This window comes from Sphingopyxis soli, assembly GCF_018682675.1.
Taxonomy (GTDB): domain Bacteria; phylum Pseudomonadota; class Alphaproteobacteria; order Sphingomonadales; family Sphingomonadaceae; genus Sphingopyxis; species Sphingopyxis soli.
This window is the reverse complement of the sequence record NZ_JAFMTR010000054.1, coordinates 93,105-109,136: the sequence shown is the minus strand read 5'-3', so window position 1 is coordinate 109,136 and position 16,032 is coordinate 93,105. Positions and strand designations below refer to the sequence as shown.

General features: G+C 65.4%; 13 protein-coding genes. 11 read left to right on the top strand and 2 right to left on the bottom strand.

Going from position 1 to position 16,032, the window contains the following annotated elements; all coding sequences use genetic code 11:
• Positions 1-39: 39 nt before the first annotated feature.
• Both J1N50_RS08235 and J1N50_RS08230 read right to left on the bottom strand, forming a co-directional pair.
• Positions 40-378, bottom strand: a complete 339-nt coding sequence (locus J1N50_RS08235) for a hypothetical protein (RefSeq protein WP_058802268.1) — start codon at positions 376-378, stop codon at positions 40-42.
• A gap of 49 nt (positions 379-427) precedes the next feature.
• Positions 428-802 carry a DUF3703 domain-containing protein gene (locus tag J1N50_RS08230; protein WP_215352603.1) on the bottom strand — a complete coding sequence of 125 codons (375 nt, stop codon included), beginning with the start codon at positions 800-802 and terminating at the stop codon, positions 428-430.
• 443 nt (positions 803-1,245) lie between these two features.
• Here J1N50_RS08230 and J1N50_RS08225 point away from each other — a divergent pair, with 443 nt between their 5' ends.
• From J1N50_RS08225 to J1N50_RS08175, 11 genes are all read left to right on the top strand, one after another.
• A complete protein-coding gene (locus J1N50_RS08225) occupies positions 1,246-1,608 on the top strand; it encodes a hypothetical protein (protein ID WP_215352601.1) in 363 nt (120 codons plus the stop codon).
• A gap of 65 nt (positions 1,609-1,673) precedes the next feature.
• Positions 1,674-2,981, top strand: coding sequence for a TolC family protein (locus J1N50_RS08220; protein WP_215352598.1), 1,308 nt, complete (start codon positions 1,674-1,676; stop codon positions 2,979-2,981).
• A 109-nt stretch (positions 2,982-3,090) separates the two neighbouring features.
• Complete coding sequence (locus J1N50_RS08215; RefSeq protein ID WP_215352595.1) at positions 3,091-4,260, top strand: efflux RND transporter periplasmic adaptor subunit; 1,170 nt, start codon at positions 3,091-3,093, stop codon at positions 4,258-4,260.
• Positions 4,261-4,263: 3 nt separating this feature from the next.
• Positions 4,264-7,506, top strand: a complete 3,243-nt coding sequence (locus tag J1N50_RS08210; RefSeq protein ID WP_215352592.1) for an efflux RND transporter permease subunit — start codon at positions 4,264-4,266, stop codon at positions 7,504-7,506.
• Positions 7,507-7,518: 12 nt separating this feature from the next.
• Entirely contained in the window at positions 7,519-7,863 is a 345-nt protein-coding gene (locus tag J1N50_RS08205) for a DUF190 domain-containing protein (protein WP_215352580.1), read from the top strand.
• An 81-nt stretch (positions 7,864-7,944) separates the two neighbouring features.
• Positions 7,945-8,415, top strand: coding sequence for an SRPBCC family protein (locus tag J1N50_RS08200; RefSeq protein ID WP_215352576.1), 471 nt, complete (start codon positions 7,945-7,947; stop codon positions 8,413-8,415).
• 190 nt (positions 8,416-8,605) lie between these two features.
• Positions 8,606-11,146: a heavy metal translocating P-type ATPase gene (locus J1N50_RS08195; protein WP_215352566.1), complete on the top strand. Its 2,541-nt coding sequence runs from the start codon at positions 8,606-8,608 to the stop codon at positions 11,144-11,146.
• Between the two features lie 44 nt (positions 11,147-11,190).
• On the top strand, positions 11,191-14,370 hold the full coding sequence (locus J1N50_RS08190; RefSeq protein WP_215352563.1) for an efflux RND transporter permease subunit: 3,180 nt from the start codon (positions 11,191-11,193) through the stop codon (positions 14,368-14,370).
• 13 nt (positions 14,371-14,383) lie between these two features.
• On the top strand, positions 14,384-14,869 hold the full coding sequence (locus J1N50_RS08185; RefSeq protein ID WP_215352553.1) for an SRPBCC family protein: 486 nt from the start codon (positions 14,384-14,386) through the stop codon (positions 14,867-14,869).
• The gene (locus J1N50_RS08180) at positions 14,866-15,300 is read left to right on the top strand and encodes a disulfide bond formation protein B (RefSeq protein ID WP_215352550.1); all 435 of its coding nucleotides are present in this window, start codon (positions 14,866-14,868) and stop codon (positions 15,298-15,300) included. The genes J1N50_RS08185 and J1N50_RS08180 overlap by 4 nt, the downstream gene beginning before the upstream one ends.
• Positions 15,297-15,941, top strand: a complete 645-nt coding sequence (locus J1N50_RS08175) for a DsbA family protein (protein WP_215352532.1) — start codon at positions 15,297-15,299, stop codon at positions 15,939-15,941. Before J1N50_RS08180 ends, J1N50_RS08175 begins: the two co-directional genes overlap by 4 nt.
• Positions 15,942-16,032 lie beyond the last annotated feature (91 nt).

Sequence of the window (16,032 nt, the reverse complement as noted above, 5' to 3'; positions counted from 1 at the left end):
TGAGCGCAGGCCGGACAGGGGCCGCGCGGCAGGCGTCGTTCAGGCGAGGGGAGGGTTCAGGGGAGGTGCGAGCGCGCGCGAAGCGAGGCGCGTCGCGGGCAGCGCAAAGTGCAGGCCGCCGGAAAAACAGGACAGATCGTCATGACCCGAAAGGGCCTGATCGGATGCGACCGGGCAATTATGGTGACTGCCGTGGAGGTCGGCGTCCTGCTGACCTTTTTGCGTGTCCTTGTCCGACGCATGGCCCGGCTCGACATGGTGCGACAGATGCGAATCCGTCGCATGGTGCGTCATGCCCGCCATCGCCGGCGCAGCATTGTGGAGCCCGCTGAGCAGCAGGATGAACACAAGCAACAGGCGAAGGGGAGCGCCGGACATGGTCGCGCCCCTAACAGCGAATGACCTGTTCCGGAAGTCCAAAACCGGATCAATCGGTTCGCGCAGCGCCGCTCTCCCTCGACCGGGCCGCTTCGATCAGCGCTTCCAGGGCGCTCGGCATCGGCATCGGCTCGAAGGCGCTCACCCGCGCGCGGCCATTATTCCCTGCGGGGAGGCGACCGGTCAGCGAACCGAGCGGGACGAGCAGGAACCGCATCGCCTGACCGGCAGCTTCACGGGCATCGCCGAGCTCGATCGCATAGCGAAACATGTGCCAGTGGGAGGCGAGATGCGCGCCCATATAGGGCTGGCTCAAGATATGTTCCCATTCCAGCGCCTGCCACGCAGCGGCTTCATCTCCGATTCGGCGCGATTCGCAAAACAGGCGATATTGATTGCGCAGCAGCGGCTCGATGACGGCCATGCTCACGGGATTTCTTGTCGGCGGCACCATCCTCTTTCCCTTTTTGTGCAGGGCAGGCTTTTGCACCCTGTAGTAGATACAGGGTCAAGCCCTGATGTTCCGGCAGGACGCTGTGCCGCTCGGCTTCCGATTTACACCCTCGTCTCACGGGAAGCATATCGCTCGGATGTCGTCACGAACAAAGGAGGCGGGAACCAATAGCGAAGCGACAGAAATAAGAGCCAAAGACAATCGTAGAATTATTGTGCTTAGCGCGCGATTGTTCGGTAGATATCCTGTTTCTTTAGACGTTTATGCAACTATAGAGGGGCAAGATGCACTGCTCCCTTACCTCCATGAGATAATATTACGGAGCCGGTTCGGGGGTTCGAAGAGTGCCGCCGAAGTTGATTGAAAATCTTCTACTTTTCACCGCGCCGTTTCGATGCTAGGGGCCGGTTTCAATGCGACGGGTGATCCTCTTCCTCCTGACCCTTCTCCTTGCATCCGGAACGGTTGCGGGGTCGCTCGCACATGCGACCGAGGATCGGGCCGAGGCGAGCCTTTTTGTTGCTGTGATCGAAGCCGGCTGCGTTCCCGCACCGGCGATCGAAGGCGCCGAAGTCGACAAGAAAAAATCCTCTCCCGGCGAAAAGCAGCAGGTGCCTGCCGCCGCTCATGGCTGCCACGGTCACCATTCGGGCGTCCCGGCGGAAACGCTGTCGGCATCGACCGAAACGCCTGCCCCTGAAGCGCATACGCGCATCCTGACGGCCGCCTTGCCGCCCGTCGCCTATATCGGGACGTTCCGCCCTCCAATCGCCTGACGCTCTAGGTCTGCGCGCGCCCTTCGCGTGCGCTTCTCACTGGAAACGTCAGGAGTCTCCTTTTCATGAAATCCATAGTTGTCGCCGCGAGTCTCGTGGCGCTCGTTGCAGGCGCAAATTCCGCGCCCGCCGCTGCCCAGTCGGCAGCGACGGAGCTGGTGGGACCGCCTTCTTCCGCAGGCGAGGCCGTGCGTACCGGCCCGCTTCCCGCTCGATTGTCCCTCGCGCAGGCGATGGAGGAAGCCGACGCGCGCTCGCCGCGCGTGGTTGCCGCAGAAGCCGAAGTGGAGGCCGCTCGCGGTCGCCAGCGTCAGGCGGGCTATCGCTACAATCCGACGCTCAATGTCGATGTCGAGAATTTCGCAGGCACCGGCCCCTATTCGGGCCTGAACGGTCTCGAAACGACCGTGTCGGTAAACCAGCGCCTCGATATCGGGGGCCGGCGCCGGGCCCGCATGACGCTCGCCGACGCCGAGTTTCTGGCCGCGAAGTACAGGCTGGAGATTGCACGCGCAGATCTTGCGCTCGATGTCCGCAACCAGTTCGCGACCGCTCTCGCGGCACGCGATAGCCTCGCGCTCGCACGCGAAAATGAAGCGCGTGCCCGCGAACTCGTCCGCGTGGCACAGGCCATGGTCGATACCGGCAACGAGCCGCCGCTCCGCGCGTTCCGCGCCAATGCGGCTCTCGTTCAGGCCACCGCCGAGCTACGCACGGCCGAGGCCGAAGAAAGAACCGCCCGGCGTTCGCTCGCGGCGCTCCTCGGAAGCTCGGTCCCGCCTGCCGAGTTGATGGAGGGCGATATGTGGGTGGCACCGGAGACGGTGGACTCGCTCGCGACGCTCGACGTTCGCTTGGCAGAAACCGAGAAGCTGATTGCTGAAGCGCGGCTCCAGGGGCAGCGCGCCGATGGCCGGCTCGATCCGTCGGTCGGCTTCGGGGTGCGTCAGCTTCGCGACACCGGCGATCGCGCATTGATCGCCAATGTTTCCGTGCCGCTCCCCGTCTTCGACCGCAACCGCGGCAACATCTCGGCAGCCAAGTCCGATGTCGCCGCCGCCATTGCGCGGCGCGAGAATGCGGTGGTCAATGCTCAGGCGGAGATCGCCAATGCGCAGGCCGAACTCGAAGCCGCAGAGGCCCGCCTCGCGGCGCTTGAGGGTAGCGGCATCGAGCAGGCGCGCGAAGGTGTCCGGCTCGCCGAACTCAGCTACCGCGCCGGCAAGTCCTCGCTCGTCGAATATATCGACGCGCAGCAGGCCTATGCGGCAACGCAGGCCGAGCTGATCGCGGCGCGGCAGGCCCGGGCCGAAGCCCGCGCCATCCTCTCGCGCCAGGCAGCCGCCGACGGCGATGCGGATCATCAGCCATGAGCGCGCCGAGCCTTCCAGTGGACGGAGGCGCTTTCGCCATCGTCCTTCCAAGTCAACAGGGGTGCGCCGCCGGTCGGCTCGCGAACCGCATCAACAGCGGAGATAGAATATGATCACCAAGGACAAGCGTCTCCTCGGCACTGTCGCGGGCGCCATGATACTCGCTGCCGTCACGGGCTTCGGCGTTGCACGCTGCACCGCCGACCCAGCGGCCGCACCGGCTGCCGAAGGCGAAAAGGAAGCGGCGAGCGAAGCCCTTCCGAGCAGCCTCGCCATCACGCCCGAAGCGATCAAGGCCGCCGAAATCGGCGTCGAGACGATCGGCGCCGGCGGACTCGGTTCGGAAATCATCTCGCAAGCGACCGTTACCGCCGCGCCGAGCGGCGAGGCGATCGTCACCGCCCGCGCGGGCGGCGCGGTCACCCGTCTCTTCAAGCGGCTCGGCGATCCGGTCAGCGCCGGTGAGACGATCGCGATCGTGCAAAGCCGCGACGCCGCCCAGATTGCGGCGGAACGGATTGCCGCCGATGCGCGCTCGGCGCTCGCGCAGAAAAATCTCCACCGCGAGAAGACCCTGTTCGACCAGAAGGTGTCGGCGCGCGTCGACTATGAGCAGGCGCAAGCCGAAGCCGCGGCCGCCGCGGCCGAAGCGCAGCGCGCGCGCGCCGCAGCGAGCGCCGCGCAGGTCACGCGCGATGGCAGCAGCGTCATCGTGGCAAGCCCGATCTCGGGACGGATCACGGCCGAGAACGCCAGCCTTGGCGCCTTCGTCCAGCCCGAAACCGAATTGTTCCGCGTTGCCGATCCCAGCAAGGTGCAGATCGAGGCCGCCGTCGGTCCGGCCGATGCACAGCGGCTCTCGCCCGGAGACCGTGCGATCATCGAACTTCCCGACGGACGGACGATCGATGCCCGCGTGCGCGCCGTCACGCCCGGCCTGTCGGGCGACACGCGCTCGGCAACCGCTGTGCTCGATGTACCCGGGGCGCTCCAGCCGGGCCTAGCGGTCCGGGTGCGGCTGCTTCCGAGCCGCGGCGCCGAAACCGGTGGGCCGGCCCGGATCGTGATCGCCGACGAAGCCCTCCAGACTCTCGAAGGCCGCGACGTGGTGTTCGTCCGCACGAAGGACGGCTTCCGCGCGCAGCAGGTCACCGTCGGCCAGCGCAGCGCGGGCCGTGTCGAAATCCTCTCCGGGCTGAAGCCGGGCCAGATCGTCGCGACCAAGAACGCTTTCCTGCTCAAGGCCGAACTCGGCAAGGGCGCGGGCGAGGAGGAATAAACCGTGATCGCGAAACTGATGGCGCTATCCGTCCGCGCGCGCTGGGCGGTACTCTTTCTCTTCCTCGTGATCGCGGGACTCGGCGTATGGCAGCTCACCAAGCTGCCGATCGACGCGGTTCCCGACATCACCAACAAGCAGGTGCAAATCAACACGATCGATCCGCGTCTCTCGCCGGTCGAAATCGAGAAGCTCGTAACCTACCCGATCGAAATCTCGCTGGCAGGCATTCCGGGGCTCGAGACGACACGCTCGATCTCGCGCAACGGCTTCAGCCAGGTGACGGCAATCTTCACCAATGAAACCGACCTCTATTTCGCACGCCAGCAAGTGGGCGAACGGCTTCTCCAGGCGGGCGAGAATCTTCCCGACGGGGCGCAGCCGCAGATCGGTCCCGTGACGACGGGTCTCGGCGAGGTCGTCATGTATACCGTCGGCTATAAAAATCCCGACGGGAAGGGCGCCAAGAAGGTCGCGGGCCAACCCGGCTGGCAACCCGACGGCAGCTATCTGACCCCCGAGGGCGATATCCTCACCGACGAGATTGCCAAATCGGGCTATCTTCGCACGGTGCAGGACTGGATCGTCAGCCCGCAATTGAAGTCGGTGGGCGGCGTCGCCGGCGTCGACTCGATCGGCGGCTATGCCAAGACCTTCGTGGTCGAACCCGATCCGACCCGCCTCACCAGTTACGGCATTTCCTATAGCGAACTCGGTGAAGCCCTCGAACGCGCCAATCTCGCAGTCGGTGCCAATTACTATAACCGGGCCGGCGAGGCCTATCTCGTGCGCGTCGATGCACGCGTCCGCTCGGTGGACGAAATCCGCAATGCCGTCGTCGCGACGCGCGGCGGCGTGCCCGTCACCGTCGGACAGCTCGCCAATGTGAAGATCGGTGGCGACCTTCGCACCGGTGCGGGCAGCATGAACGGCAAGGAGGCGGTCATCGGCACCGTGCTCATGCTGATCGGGCAGAACAGCCGCACTGTTGCGGAGGATGTTTCGGCGAAGATCGCGCAGGTGTCGAAGACCCTGCCGCCCGGCGTCGAAGTGAAGGTGGTACTCGACCGCGCCAAGCTCGTGAACGCGACCGTCGGCACGGTTGAAAAGAACCTCACCGAAGGCGCGCTGCTCGTAGCGGCCGCGCTCTTCTTCCTGCTCGGCAACTGGCGCGCCGCGATCATCGCGGTGCTCGTCATTCCCTTCTCCTTCCTGATGATGGCGATGGGCATGAACGCCTTCCGGATACCAGGTAACCTGATGAGCCTCGGCGCGCTCGACTTCGGTCTGATCGTCGACGGGGCGGTGATCATCATCGAAAACTGCCTCGCCAGACTGGCGCACCGGCAGGAGCAGGAAGGGAGATTGCTCAACCTTCGCGAACGTCTCGAGGAGACGATGCGCGCCAGCCAGGAGATGATCAAACCGACCGTCTTCGGCCAGGCGATCATCCTGCTGGCCTTCGCGCCGTTGCTGATGTTTACGGGCGTCGAGGGGAAGACCTTCTCGCCGATGGCCATCACCATCATGCTCGCGCTCGTTGCGGCCTTCATTCTCGCGATCACCCTGGTTCCGGCGCTTGTCGCGCTAATGATTCGCGGCAAGGTTGCCGAGAAGGAAGTCTGGGCGATCCGCAAGTCGAAGGAGCGCTACCTGCCCTTGCTCGACAAGGCGCTCGCTAAGCCGTGGGCTTTCATCGCCGGCGGCTTTGCCTTCTTCGTCCTTGCGATCCCGGCGTTCGGACTGCTCGGCTCGGAATTCATTCCGCAGCTCGACGAGAAGAATATGGCGCTTGCCTCGACGCGCGTGCCTTCGGTGAGCCTCGAACAGTCTCTGGTAATGCAGCGCAACGTCGAGACGGCGATCTCGAGCCTGCCCGAAGTCGAGCTGATGTTCTCGAAGACGGGTACCGCCGAGGTGGCGACCGACCCGATGCCGCCGAACATCTCCGACGGTTTCGTGATCCTGAAACCGCAGGATCAGTGGCCAGCAGGTGTCGATTCGAAGGCCGATGTCGTCGAGCGTATCGAGAAAGCCGCTGGTGGCCAGCTCGGCCAGCTTTATGAAGTCAGCCAGCCGATCCAGCTTCGTTTCAACGAACTGATCGCGGGTGTCCGCGGCGACGTGGCCATCAAGCTCTACGGGGACGACCTCGACAAGATGTCGCTCGCGGCGAACGAGATGGTGCGCGTGCTCCAGGGCATACCGGGTGCGGGCAGCGTCAAGGCCGACCAGGTGGGCGGCGCTCCGACTCTCGACGTGAAGCTCGATCGCAATGCGATTGCGCGCTACGGTCTCTCGGTACAGGAGGTTGCCGATACGGTGTCGGCGGCGCTCGGCGGACGGGAGTCGGGTCTCCTTTATGAAGGCGATCGCCGGTTCGACATCATCGTGCGTGTGCCCGACGCGACCCGCGTCAATCTTGACGACATTCGCGCGCTTCCTGTCCTCCTCCCATCCGAAGGTGGGAACCGTGGGCAGGTTCCGCTCGCGCAAGTCGCGCAGATTCGGCTGACTGAAGGGCTCAACCAGATCAGCCGCGAAAATGGCAAGCGGCGCGTCGTCGTGCAGGTGAACCTCGAAGGCCGCGATGCGGGATCCTTCGTGGCCGAAGCGCAGGCGAAGATCGCCAATGTGAAGCTCCCGGCGGGCTATTATCTCGAATGGGGCGGGCAGTTCGAAAGCCTGCAGGCCGCATCGCAGCGGCTCTCCATCGTGGTTCCGCTCTGCTTCGCGGGCATCTTCATCCTGCTCTACATGGCGCTCGGCACCTTCGGGCGCGCGACCGCCGTGTTCCTTGCGGTGCCGCTAGGGCTCGCGGGCGGCGTGTTCACTCTCGCGCTGACCGGGATTAATTTCTCGGTGTCCGCGGCGGTGGGCTTCATCTGCCTTGCCGGCGTCGCGGTGCTCAACGGTCTCGTCGTCATGACGGCGATCCGCGAGCGGCTCGAGAATGACGTCCCGCTCGCGGAGGCAATCCGCGAGGGCATGACCGAGAAGATGCGTGCGGTGATCATGACCGGCTTCGTGCCCGCGATCGGCTTCGTCCCGATGGCGATCGCGACCGGCACGGGTGCCGAAGTACAGAAGCCGCTCGCGACGACCGTTATCGGCGGCCTGATCGCGGCGACCATCCTGACGCTGCTTGTCCTTCCCGCGATCGCAAAAGTCGTCCTCGGGGCGAACTGGCAGCCGAAGTTCCTGAAGCGAAAAGCGGAGCCGGCGGTCCAGCCGGTCACGGAATAGGGAGAGACCGTCATGACAAAAGCATCCAAGCTGTTGCGCATCTACACCGATGAATCCGCCTTCTTCGGCGATCAGCGGGTCTTCGAGTTCATTTCCGAACTCGCTCGCCAGCACAAGCTGGCAGGCGTTACGGTGCTCGAAGCGGTTCTCGGTTTCGGTCGCTCGGCGCATCTCCATCGCAAGCATGCGCTGGAGAATGACCGGGCGGTCGTGATCGAGATCATCGACGAGGAACAGCAGCTCCGCGACTTTGCGGCGCAGCTGACCGAAATACCGGACATCGGGCTCATCACGCTCGAAGCGGTCGACATCCTCGGCGGGAAATCCGCCGCGGAGCCCCCCGATGTTCAGAGCTGACCGGCATCTTGCCGGTCTACACCGCGGCGCAGGTCCCCGGCCTGCGTCGCGGACCAGCTCGCGCGAGCGAGGAGGTCTCCGATGTTCTCGGTAGGCACCTCGCTCCGCTTGCCGGTCCCGATCGGGCGCGTCTGGCGTCTGCTCGTCGATATCGACCGGTATGGCGACTGGCACCCGACGCTCCGCTTTACCGACCGCCCGGGCGATGACGACCGCGTAGGCTATGTCTATTCACCGCGCGGGAAGCGGGGTCCGGAGTTTGCATCCGAGGGGCGGATTACAGCGCTCGACTGGCTGACCGGCTTCTCCTGGCGGACAGGCACGCCCGGGCTGCTCGTCATCGAGGAGAGCTACCGGCTCGAAAAGCTCGGCCAGGGGGTGGAGGTTACCCATCGCCTGGAATGCGCAGGCCTCTTCTCATGGCTCGGCTACCCCATTCTGCGGCGGGTTTGCAGCGTTTTTCTCAAGCGCTCGAACATGGCGCTCGAACAGCAACTCCGTCGCACGACGGTTCAGTCCCGCTACGCGCGGCCGAGCGGACGTCGCGCATGATCTTGAATTCGAAACCTGGCCGTCGGAGGCCCCTCTCAATCGCCCCCCTCACCACGGGCAGGGATCTCCGGCGGTCAGGGAGGTGCGGGAGCCGGGTCGCATCCCGCAATGGCTCCCGCACCTCATCCTGCCGGGCGTTTAGTGTAGGTCCGGATCGCAGTGCCGATCGCCAAGAGAAAAGGATGGCATCATGAGTGACCAGTTGCGGCTCGATATTCCGCTTCTCCTCCCCGAAGTCGCCGACACCGCCGACCGCTGCGTCGCGCGCCTGATGGGCGAACTCGAAGGGCGCGAAGGCGTCGACAAGGTCCATGTCGTCCGCTCGAGCGATGGTTCGCCGCCGCAGCTCTGCATCCACTACCGTCCGGATATTCTCCCGCTCGAACGTGTGCGACAACTCGCGCGCAGCGCCGGTGCCGAGCTCACTGGCCAGTATCAGCATCTCTTCTGGGACGACCTCGAAGGCGTAGGCCACGCCCGTCGCGCGCGGACCATCGGACTAAAGCTTCGCGAAATGCCGGGCGTGATCGAGGCCGAAGTCGGCGCCGCCGGCACGCTGCGCGCCGAGTTCCAGCGCTCGGAGACCTCCATCGAAACGATCAGGAAGACACTCTCGGATATGGGCGTCACACAGAAATCGGCTGCCGTCGCCGCGGCTACCCCGGCACAAGCCCCCCACCAGCACGGCGATGATGGCCATGACCATGGACCGGATCACGCGCATGGGCCTGATCACAAACATGGCCACACGGGCGAGGACAGCCACGACCATGGCCATGATCATGGCGGCATTTTCGGCGAGCGAACCGAGCTGATCTTCGCGCTCCTCTGTGGTCTCGTCCTCGGCATCGGCTTTGCCATCGAGAAGCTCGCCGCGGCACCGGAGTGGGTTCCCCTCGCATTCTATATTGCCGCTTATGGTTTCGGCGGCTGGTTTACTGTCCGCGAGGCCATCGAGAATCTGAAGCTCAAGCGCTTCGAGATCGACACGCTGATGCTCGTCGCCGCGGCCGGCGCTGCCGCGCTCGGCGCCTGGGCCGAAGGCGCGCTGCTCCTCTTCCTCTTCAGCCTCGGCCATGCGCTCGAACATTATGCCATGGGCCGCGCCAAGCGCGCGATCGAGGCGCTTGCCGAGCTGGCGCCGCAGACCGCGACGGTGAAGGATGCCGATGGGACGGCTCGCGAAGTCCCCGTCGAGCAGCTGGCGATTGGCGACACCGTCATCGTCAAGCCCAACGAGCGTCTTGCCGCCGACGGCTTCGTCGTCGTTGGCCGCACGGCGGTCGACCAGGCCCCGGTTACCGGCGAGAGCGTCCCCGTCGACAAGGAACCGGTGGCCGATCGTGCGCAGGCCGCGGCAAAGCCCGATGCACTCGACGGGAAATATCGCGTCTTCGCGGGCACCATCAACGGCTATGGCGCGATCGAGATCGCGGTAACCCGTCTTGCGGCCGATACGACGCTCGCCAAGGTCGTAAAGATGGTGAGCGAGGCGGAAACGCAGAAATCGCCGACCCAGCGCTTTACCGACAAGTTCGAGCGCATCTTCGTGCCAAGCGTGCTCGCGCTCGTGTTCGTCCTGCTCTTTGCCTGGGTCGTTGTCGACGAGCCGTTCCGCGACAGCTTCTATCGCGCCATGGCGGTCCTCGTCGCGGCAAGCCCCTGCGCGCTCGCGATCGCGACGCCGAGCGCCGTCCTGTCGGGCGTTGCACGTGCGGCGCGCGGCGGCGTGCTGGTCAAAGGCGGTGGCCCGCTCGAAAATCTCGGCTCGCTGACCGCGCTGGCGTTCGACAAGACGGGAACGCTCACCGAAGGGAAGCCGCGCATCACCGATGTCCTGCCGGCCAGCGGCGTACCGAAGGAGGAACTGCTGCGCATCGCGGTGGCGGTCGAGCGGCTGAGCGATCATCCCCTTGCCGCTGCGATCGCGCGCGATGGCGAGGCCATGCTGACGTCGGCGCGCGTACCGGTGGCGGACGACCTCAACAGCCTGACGGGTCGCGGCGTCACGGCGAAGGTCGAGGGCGAGACCGTCCTCATCGGCAAGGCCGAAATGTTCGGTGCCGACGGCATCGCACCGATCGGGGGCGAAGTGGCGGCGGCGATCGCAGGCCTCCGCGAACAGGGCCGCACGACGATGGTGGTCCGCATGGGCGACCGCGATCTTGGCGCGATCGGCCTGATGGACACGCCGCGCGAAGCGGCGCGCACCGCGATCGCCAAACTCCGCGAACTCGGCATCGGCCGGATGATCATGATTTCGGGCGACCACCAGAAGGTCGCGGAATCGATTGCCGCAGAAGTCGGGATCGACGAGGCCTGGGGCGACCTTATGCCCGACCAGAAAGTCGATGCCATTCGCGACCTCAAGGCGCAGCAGCCGGTCGCCATGGTCGGCGACGGCGTCAATGACGCACCGGCGATGGCGAGCGCCACCGTCGGGATCGCGATGGGCGCCGCAGGGTCCGATGTCGCCCTCGAAACCGCCGACGTCGCGCTGATGGCCGATGACCTCGCTCATCTGCCGTTCGCGATCGGGCTCAGCCGCCAGACGCGCCGCATCATCCGCCAGAATCTGGTGGTCAGCCTCGGCGTCGTCGTGGTCCTCGTGCCGGCGACGATCTTCGGGCTCGGAATTGGTGCGGCGGTCGCGGCGCACGAAGGCTCGACCCTCGTCGTCGTCGCCAACGCGCTTCGCCTGCTCGCCTATCGCGATCGCAGCATGGGCTGAGGGCGCGCAGTCGCGGCGCGATCGAACCGGAAGGGGGAGAGAGGATGAACTTCAAGAATATCTCGGCCTGGTCCATCCGGAACCCGATCCCGCCGCTCGTCATGTTCTTCGGTCTGACGGTGGCGGGCATCGTCTCCTTCCTCATGATGGGGGTCCAGAGCGATCCCGACATCGATTTTCCGGGCGCCATCGTCATCATCGCCCAGCCGGGCGCCGCGCCCACCGAACTCGAAACGCAGGTCACGCAGCGCGTCGAGGCGGCGGTGCGGACGATTGAGGGGATCGACGAGCTCAATTCGACGGTTACCGAAGGCCAGTCGCAGACCTTCGTCCAGTTCGCGATCGGCACACCGATCGACCGGGCGGTGACCGATATCCGCGACAAGATCACCCAGATCCGCAGCAACCTGCCGAACGGCATCCTCGAACCGCAGGTTATCCGCCTCTCGACCTCGGGCAACACGCTTGCCTATTGGTCGGCCTCGGCCACCGACATGACGCTCGAGGAATTGAGCTGGTATGTCGATAATGTCGTCGCGAAGCGGCTGATCGCGGTCCCCGGTATGGGCGACGCCTATCGCCGGGGCGGCGTCAGCCGCGAAATCCGCGTCATCCTAAACCCCGAGCGCATGCGCGCCTATGGTCTCACCGCCGCCGCGGTGAACACCCAGCTCGTCCAGCTCAACGTCAATGCGGCCGGCGGCCGGATGGAGGTCGCAGGCTCCGAGCAGGCCGTCCGCATCCTCGGCAACGCCAGCAGCGCCAACGCCCTCGGCGAGACGCTGATCTCGGTCGGAACGAACCGGACCGTGCGCCTCGCCGATATCGCCGAGGTCAAGGATCTCTACGCCGAGCAGCGCTCGGTCTCGAAGCAGGACGGGCGGCAGGTGCTGACCTTTGGGTTCGAGCGCGCCAAGGGCGCCTCGGATGTCACCGTTTACGACGCGGCGGTCGAGGAGCTGCGAAAACTCGAGAAGGAAAACCCCAAGGTCAAATTCACCGAGCTGTTCAGCGACATCGAATATACCAAGGGCCAATATCATTCGGCGATCAATGCGATGGTCGAGGGCGCGATCCTTGCGGTCGTCGTCGTCTTCCTTTTCTTGCGCGACTGGCGCGCGACGCTGATCTCGGCGCTTGCCATCCCGCTGTCGGCGGTACCGACCTTCCTGTTCATGGACCTCATGGGCTTCTCGCTCAACATGATGACCTTGCTCGCGCTTAGCCTCGTTGCCGGCGTGCTGGTCGACGATGCGATCGTCGAGATCGAAAATATCGTGCGCCACATGCGGATGGGCAAATCGGCCTATCAGGCCTCGATCGACGCCGCCGACGAGATCGGCCTCGCGGTGCTCGCCACGACGATGACGATCGTCGCGGTGTTTCTGCCGGTCGGGCTGATGCCGGGCGTCGCCGGGCAATATTTCAAGAATTTCGGACTGACGGTCGTGGCCGCGGTGCTGATGAGCCTCGCGGTCGCGCGCATGATCACACCCATGCTCGCCGCCTATTTTCTCTCTGCGCAGGGTCCGCAAAAGCATGGCGAGGGCCCGCTGATCGACACCTATATGCGCATCTTGCGCTGGAGCCTCGACACCAGCGGGGCCGCTGCCGCGCGTGCGCGCGGCGGGCGCTGGAAATGGCTCGGCTATATCAAGGACCATCGCGTCTGGGTGGTCGGCATCGGTGTGCTGGCGCTCTTTGCGACCATTTTCAGCTTCTCGCTGCTCCCGATGACCTTCCAGCCGTCGATCGATTCCGACACGAGCCGCGTCGCCATCCAGCTCGCCCCGGGTGCAACGCTCGAACAGACCGAGGCGGTGGCCGACGAGGTGACCGATCTCATGAAGCGCGACCCGCTCGTCGAATCCGCCTTGTCGCGGATCGATGTCGGCACGGCGACGGTCTATCTGAAATTGCGCAAGGACCGCGAGCTCACCTCGACCGAGTTCGAAAAGGACCGCGCGCCGCGGCTGGCTGAGGTTCCCGATGCCCGCATCAACTTCCAGTCGCAGCATGGCGGCGGCGGCGGGAGCAGCCGTGACATCTCGATCACGCTCGGCAGCGACGACCCGAAGAAGCTCGAAGATGTCGGCAACCGGCTGCTTGCCGAAATGGCACGCGTGAAGGAAATCCGCTCGCCGCGTGTCGAGGGCAATCTCCAGCGCCCCGAGATCGTCATTCGCCCGCGCTTCGCGCTCGCGGCGCAGCTCGGCGTGACGACGCAGGCGCTCAGCCAGTCGATCCGCGTCGCGACGCTTGGCGAGATCGACCAGAATAGCGCGAAATTCTCGCTCTCCGACCGGCAGATACCGGTGCGCGTCGCGCTTGCGGAAACCGCGCGCGAGCGGCTCGATACACTTCGCAACATGCCGGTTCCGACCCGGAACGGGGGAACGGTGCCGCTCTCGGTTGTGGCCGAGATAGGCTTCGGCGCCGGCCCCACCCAGATCAATCGGACCAACCAGGTGCGCCAGCTCACCATCGGGGCCGACCTTGCTCCGGGTCTCGTGACCGGTCAGGCGATGGATAAGGTCGAGGCGCTGCCGGCGCTCAAGACCCTGCCCGCCGGGGTCACGCGGCTGGTCCTCGGGAGCGCCAAGTGGCAGGCCGAGATGCTGCGCAACTTCGCGATCGCGGTCGTATCGGGGATCTTCCTCGTGCTGGCGGTCCTGATCCTGCTCTATCGCAAGATCATCCCGCCCTTCGTCAACATGGGATCGCTTCTGCTCGCCCCGCTCGGCGGTGCGGTCGCGTTGCTGCTGACGGGCTATCCGCTCTCGCTTCCCGTGTTCATCGGCGTGCTGATGCTGCTCGGCATCGTCGGCAAGAACAGCATCCTGCTCGTCGACTTCGCGATCGAGGAAATGGCGTCCGGGGTGCCGCGCGACGAGGCGATCGTCGACGCCGGGCACAAGCGCGCGCAGCCGATCCTGATGACCACGGTCGCGATGGTCGCGGGCATGATCCCGACGGCGCTGTCGCTCACTGGCGACGGCGCATGGCGCGCGCCGATGGCGGTCACGGTGATCGGCGGGCTCATCCTGTCGACAATGCTGACGCTGCTGATTGTGCCGGCGTCCTTCAGCCTCGCGGCGGGCTTCGAGCGCCGGATGGCCCCGCGCCTGCGCCGCTGGTTCACAACGGGCGGCGCGCACGCCGACCCATCGCCTGCGGGCGTCACCGACATCGGCGCGGGGCAAAGCCCGGCGGCCGATCGATAGAGGAGTGAAGTTGATGGAGTTCGAGCGGGAGCATGACCTCCCCTATAGTCCGGAACAGATATGGGCGGTCCTCGGGGATTTCGAGAACCACCGGATCTGGAACCCCTATGTCCGGATCGAGCGGCTTGCCGAGGACCCGATCGCGATCCGCTATTCGATGCGTATGGATCCGCACAAACCCAAGTTTCTCGAAGTCTCCGCGACGGTGCTCTCCGCGCGCCCCGGCGAGGAGCTGATACTCGACGTCAAGCCGAGCTTCATCCTCCAGTTCGAGGAGAGTTATATCCTGACCCCGACGGCAAGCGGGACGAAGTTCGTTCACCGCTATCGCTGCCGCGGCCCCTTTGCCTGGCTCCGGCTTCCCGGCATCAAGACCAGCTTCCAGCGAATGATCGCGTCGATCGACGGCATCCTGCTCAGCTACCTCAAGTCAAAATACAGCAAGCCGCAACCGCCGCCGCGACGGCCCAAGTCCAAGTTCAAAGGCGGTCGGCGATGACGAGCTTTCCGCTGCTCGCTCCGCACAAATGGCGTCCGCTCGGCGCGGCCTGGGCCATCGCCCTCCTGTCGAGCCTTGCCGTCCTCTTCGTCGGCGAGGTCATGGGCCAGGCGCCGTGCGACCTTTGCTGGTTCCAGCGCGCCTTCATGTTCCCGCTCGCGATCATTCTCGGCATCGCGGCGTTCAGGTCGGACCGCGCGGTCGTTCCTTATGGACTGGCGCTGGCCTTCGGCGGCGGTCTCGTCGCGCTCTATCATAGCCTGCTCTACGTCGGCGTCATTCCGGCCCCGATCGTCCCCTGCACCGGCGGCCCGTCATGCTCGGGAGAGAGCATGGCCATCGGAGGGGTGCCGCTGCCCCTCCTGTCGCTGGCCGCATTCGCGCTCATCCTGACCCTCTTGCTCAACTTTCAAAGGAGACTGAAATCATGAACAGACGTATCGGAGTGGTGGCCACGCTTGTCCTCTCGGCGCTCGCCTTCACCGGCGGCGCGATGCTCTACAGCGGAACCGCCGAGGGCGAACCCACGAAGAAGGTCGTGGCGGGTCCCGTCGACAGCCTCATCCGCCCGCACTCGCCGATCATCGGTCCGAAAAATGCCCCGGTCACGATCGTCGAATTCTTCGACCCGTCGTGTGAGGCCTGCCGCGCCTTCTATCCGACGGTGAAGGGCATCGTCGCCAAATATCCCAAGGATGTGCGGCTCGTGATGCGCTACCTCCCGCTCCACCCCGGGTCGGCCGAGGCGATCGTGATCCTCGAAGCCGCCCGTGTGCAGGGCAAACTCGAGCCGGTGACGGCTGCGCTGCTCGAAGCGCAGCCCGACTGGCACGACGGAAAAATGGACGGTGCCTGGGTCGCAGCCGAGAAGGCCGGCCTCGATGTCGCCAAGGCGCGCGCGATGCCGACCACCGATGCGATGGCCTGGATGGAGCAGGACATCGCCGACGCGAGGGCCGTCGGCGTCAAGGGCACCCCGACCTTCTTCGTCAATGGCGAGATGCTCGTCCAGCCCAGCCCCGAACAGGTCGAGGCCCGAGTCCAGGCCGCCGTTGCGGCGAAGGGCAAATAAGGGCCGCACCCGCCCCGCTTGTCCACGCGGGGCGGGTGCCCACCATGCTGCGAGATCCTGTCCTTTCCTCGATCGGCCTGTCGCATGGAGG

Bases quoted from the DNA above. Each gene is read 5' to 3' on its own strand.
- J1N50_RS08235 (WP_058802268.1), bottom strand. From the start codon at position 378: ATGTCCGGCGCTCCCCTTCGCCTGTTGCTTGTGTTCATCCTGCTGCTC.
- J1N50_RS08230 (WP_215352603.1), bottom strand. From the start codon at position 802: ATGGCCGTCATCGAGCCGCTGCTGCGCAATCAATATCGCCTGTTTTGC.
- J1N50_RS08225 (WP_215352601.1), top strand. From the start codon at position 1,246: ATGCGACGGGTGATCCTCTTCCTCCTGACCCTTCTCCTTGCATCCGGA.
- J1N50_RS08220 (WP_215352598.1), top strand. From the start codon at position 1,674: ATGAAATCCATAGTTGTCGCCGCGAGTCTCGTGGCGCTCGTTGCAGGC.
- J1N50_RS08215 (WP_215352595.1), top strand. From the start codon at position 3,091: ATGATCACCAAGGACAAGCGTCTCCTCGGCACTGTCGCGGGCGCCATG.
- J1N50_RS08205 (WP_215352580.1), top strand. From the start codon at position 7,519: ATGACAAAAGCATCCAAGCTGTTGCGCATCTACACCGATGAATCCGCC.
- J1N50_RS08200 (WP_215352576.1), top strand. From the start codon at position 7,945: ATGTTCTCGGTAGGCACCTCGCTCCGCTTGCCGGTCCCGATCGGGCGC.
- J1N50_RS08195 (WP_215352566.1), top strand. From the start codon at position 8,606: ATGAGTGACCAGTTGCGGCTCGATATTCCGCTTCTCCTCCCCGAAGTC.
- J1N50_RS08190 (WP_215352563.1), top strand. From the start codon at position 11,191: ATGAACTTCAAGAATATCTCGGCCTGGTCCATCCGGAACCCGATCCCG.
- J1N50_RS08185 (WP_215352553.1), top strand. From the start codon at position 14,384: ATGGAGTTCGAGCGGGAGCATGACCTCCCCTATAGTCCGGAACAGATA.
- J1N50_RS08180 (WP_215352550.1), top strand. From the start codon at position 14,866: ATGACGAGCTTTCCGCTGCTCGCTCCGCACAAATGGCGTCCGCTCGGC.
- J1N50_RS08175 (WP_215352532.1), top strand. From the start codon at position 15,297: ATGAACAGACGTATCGGAGTGGTGGCCACGCTTGTCCTCTCGGCGCTC.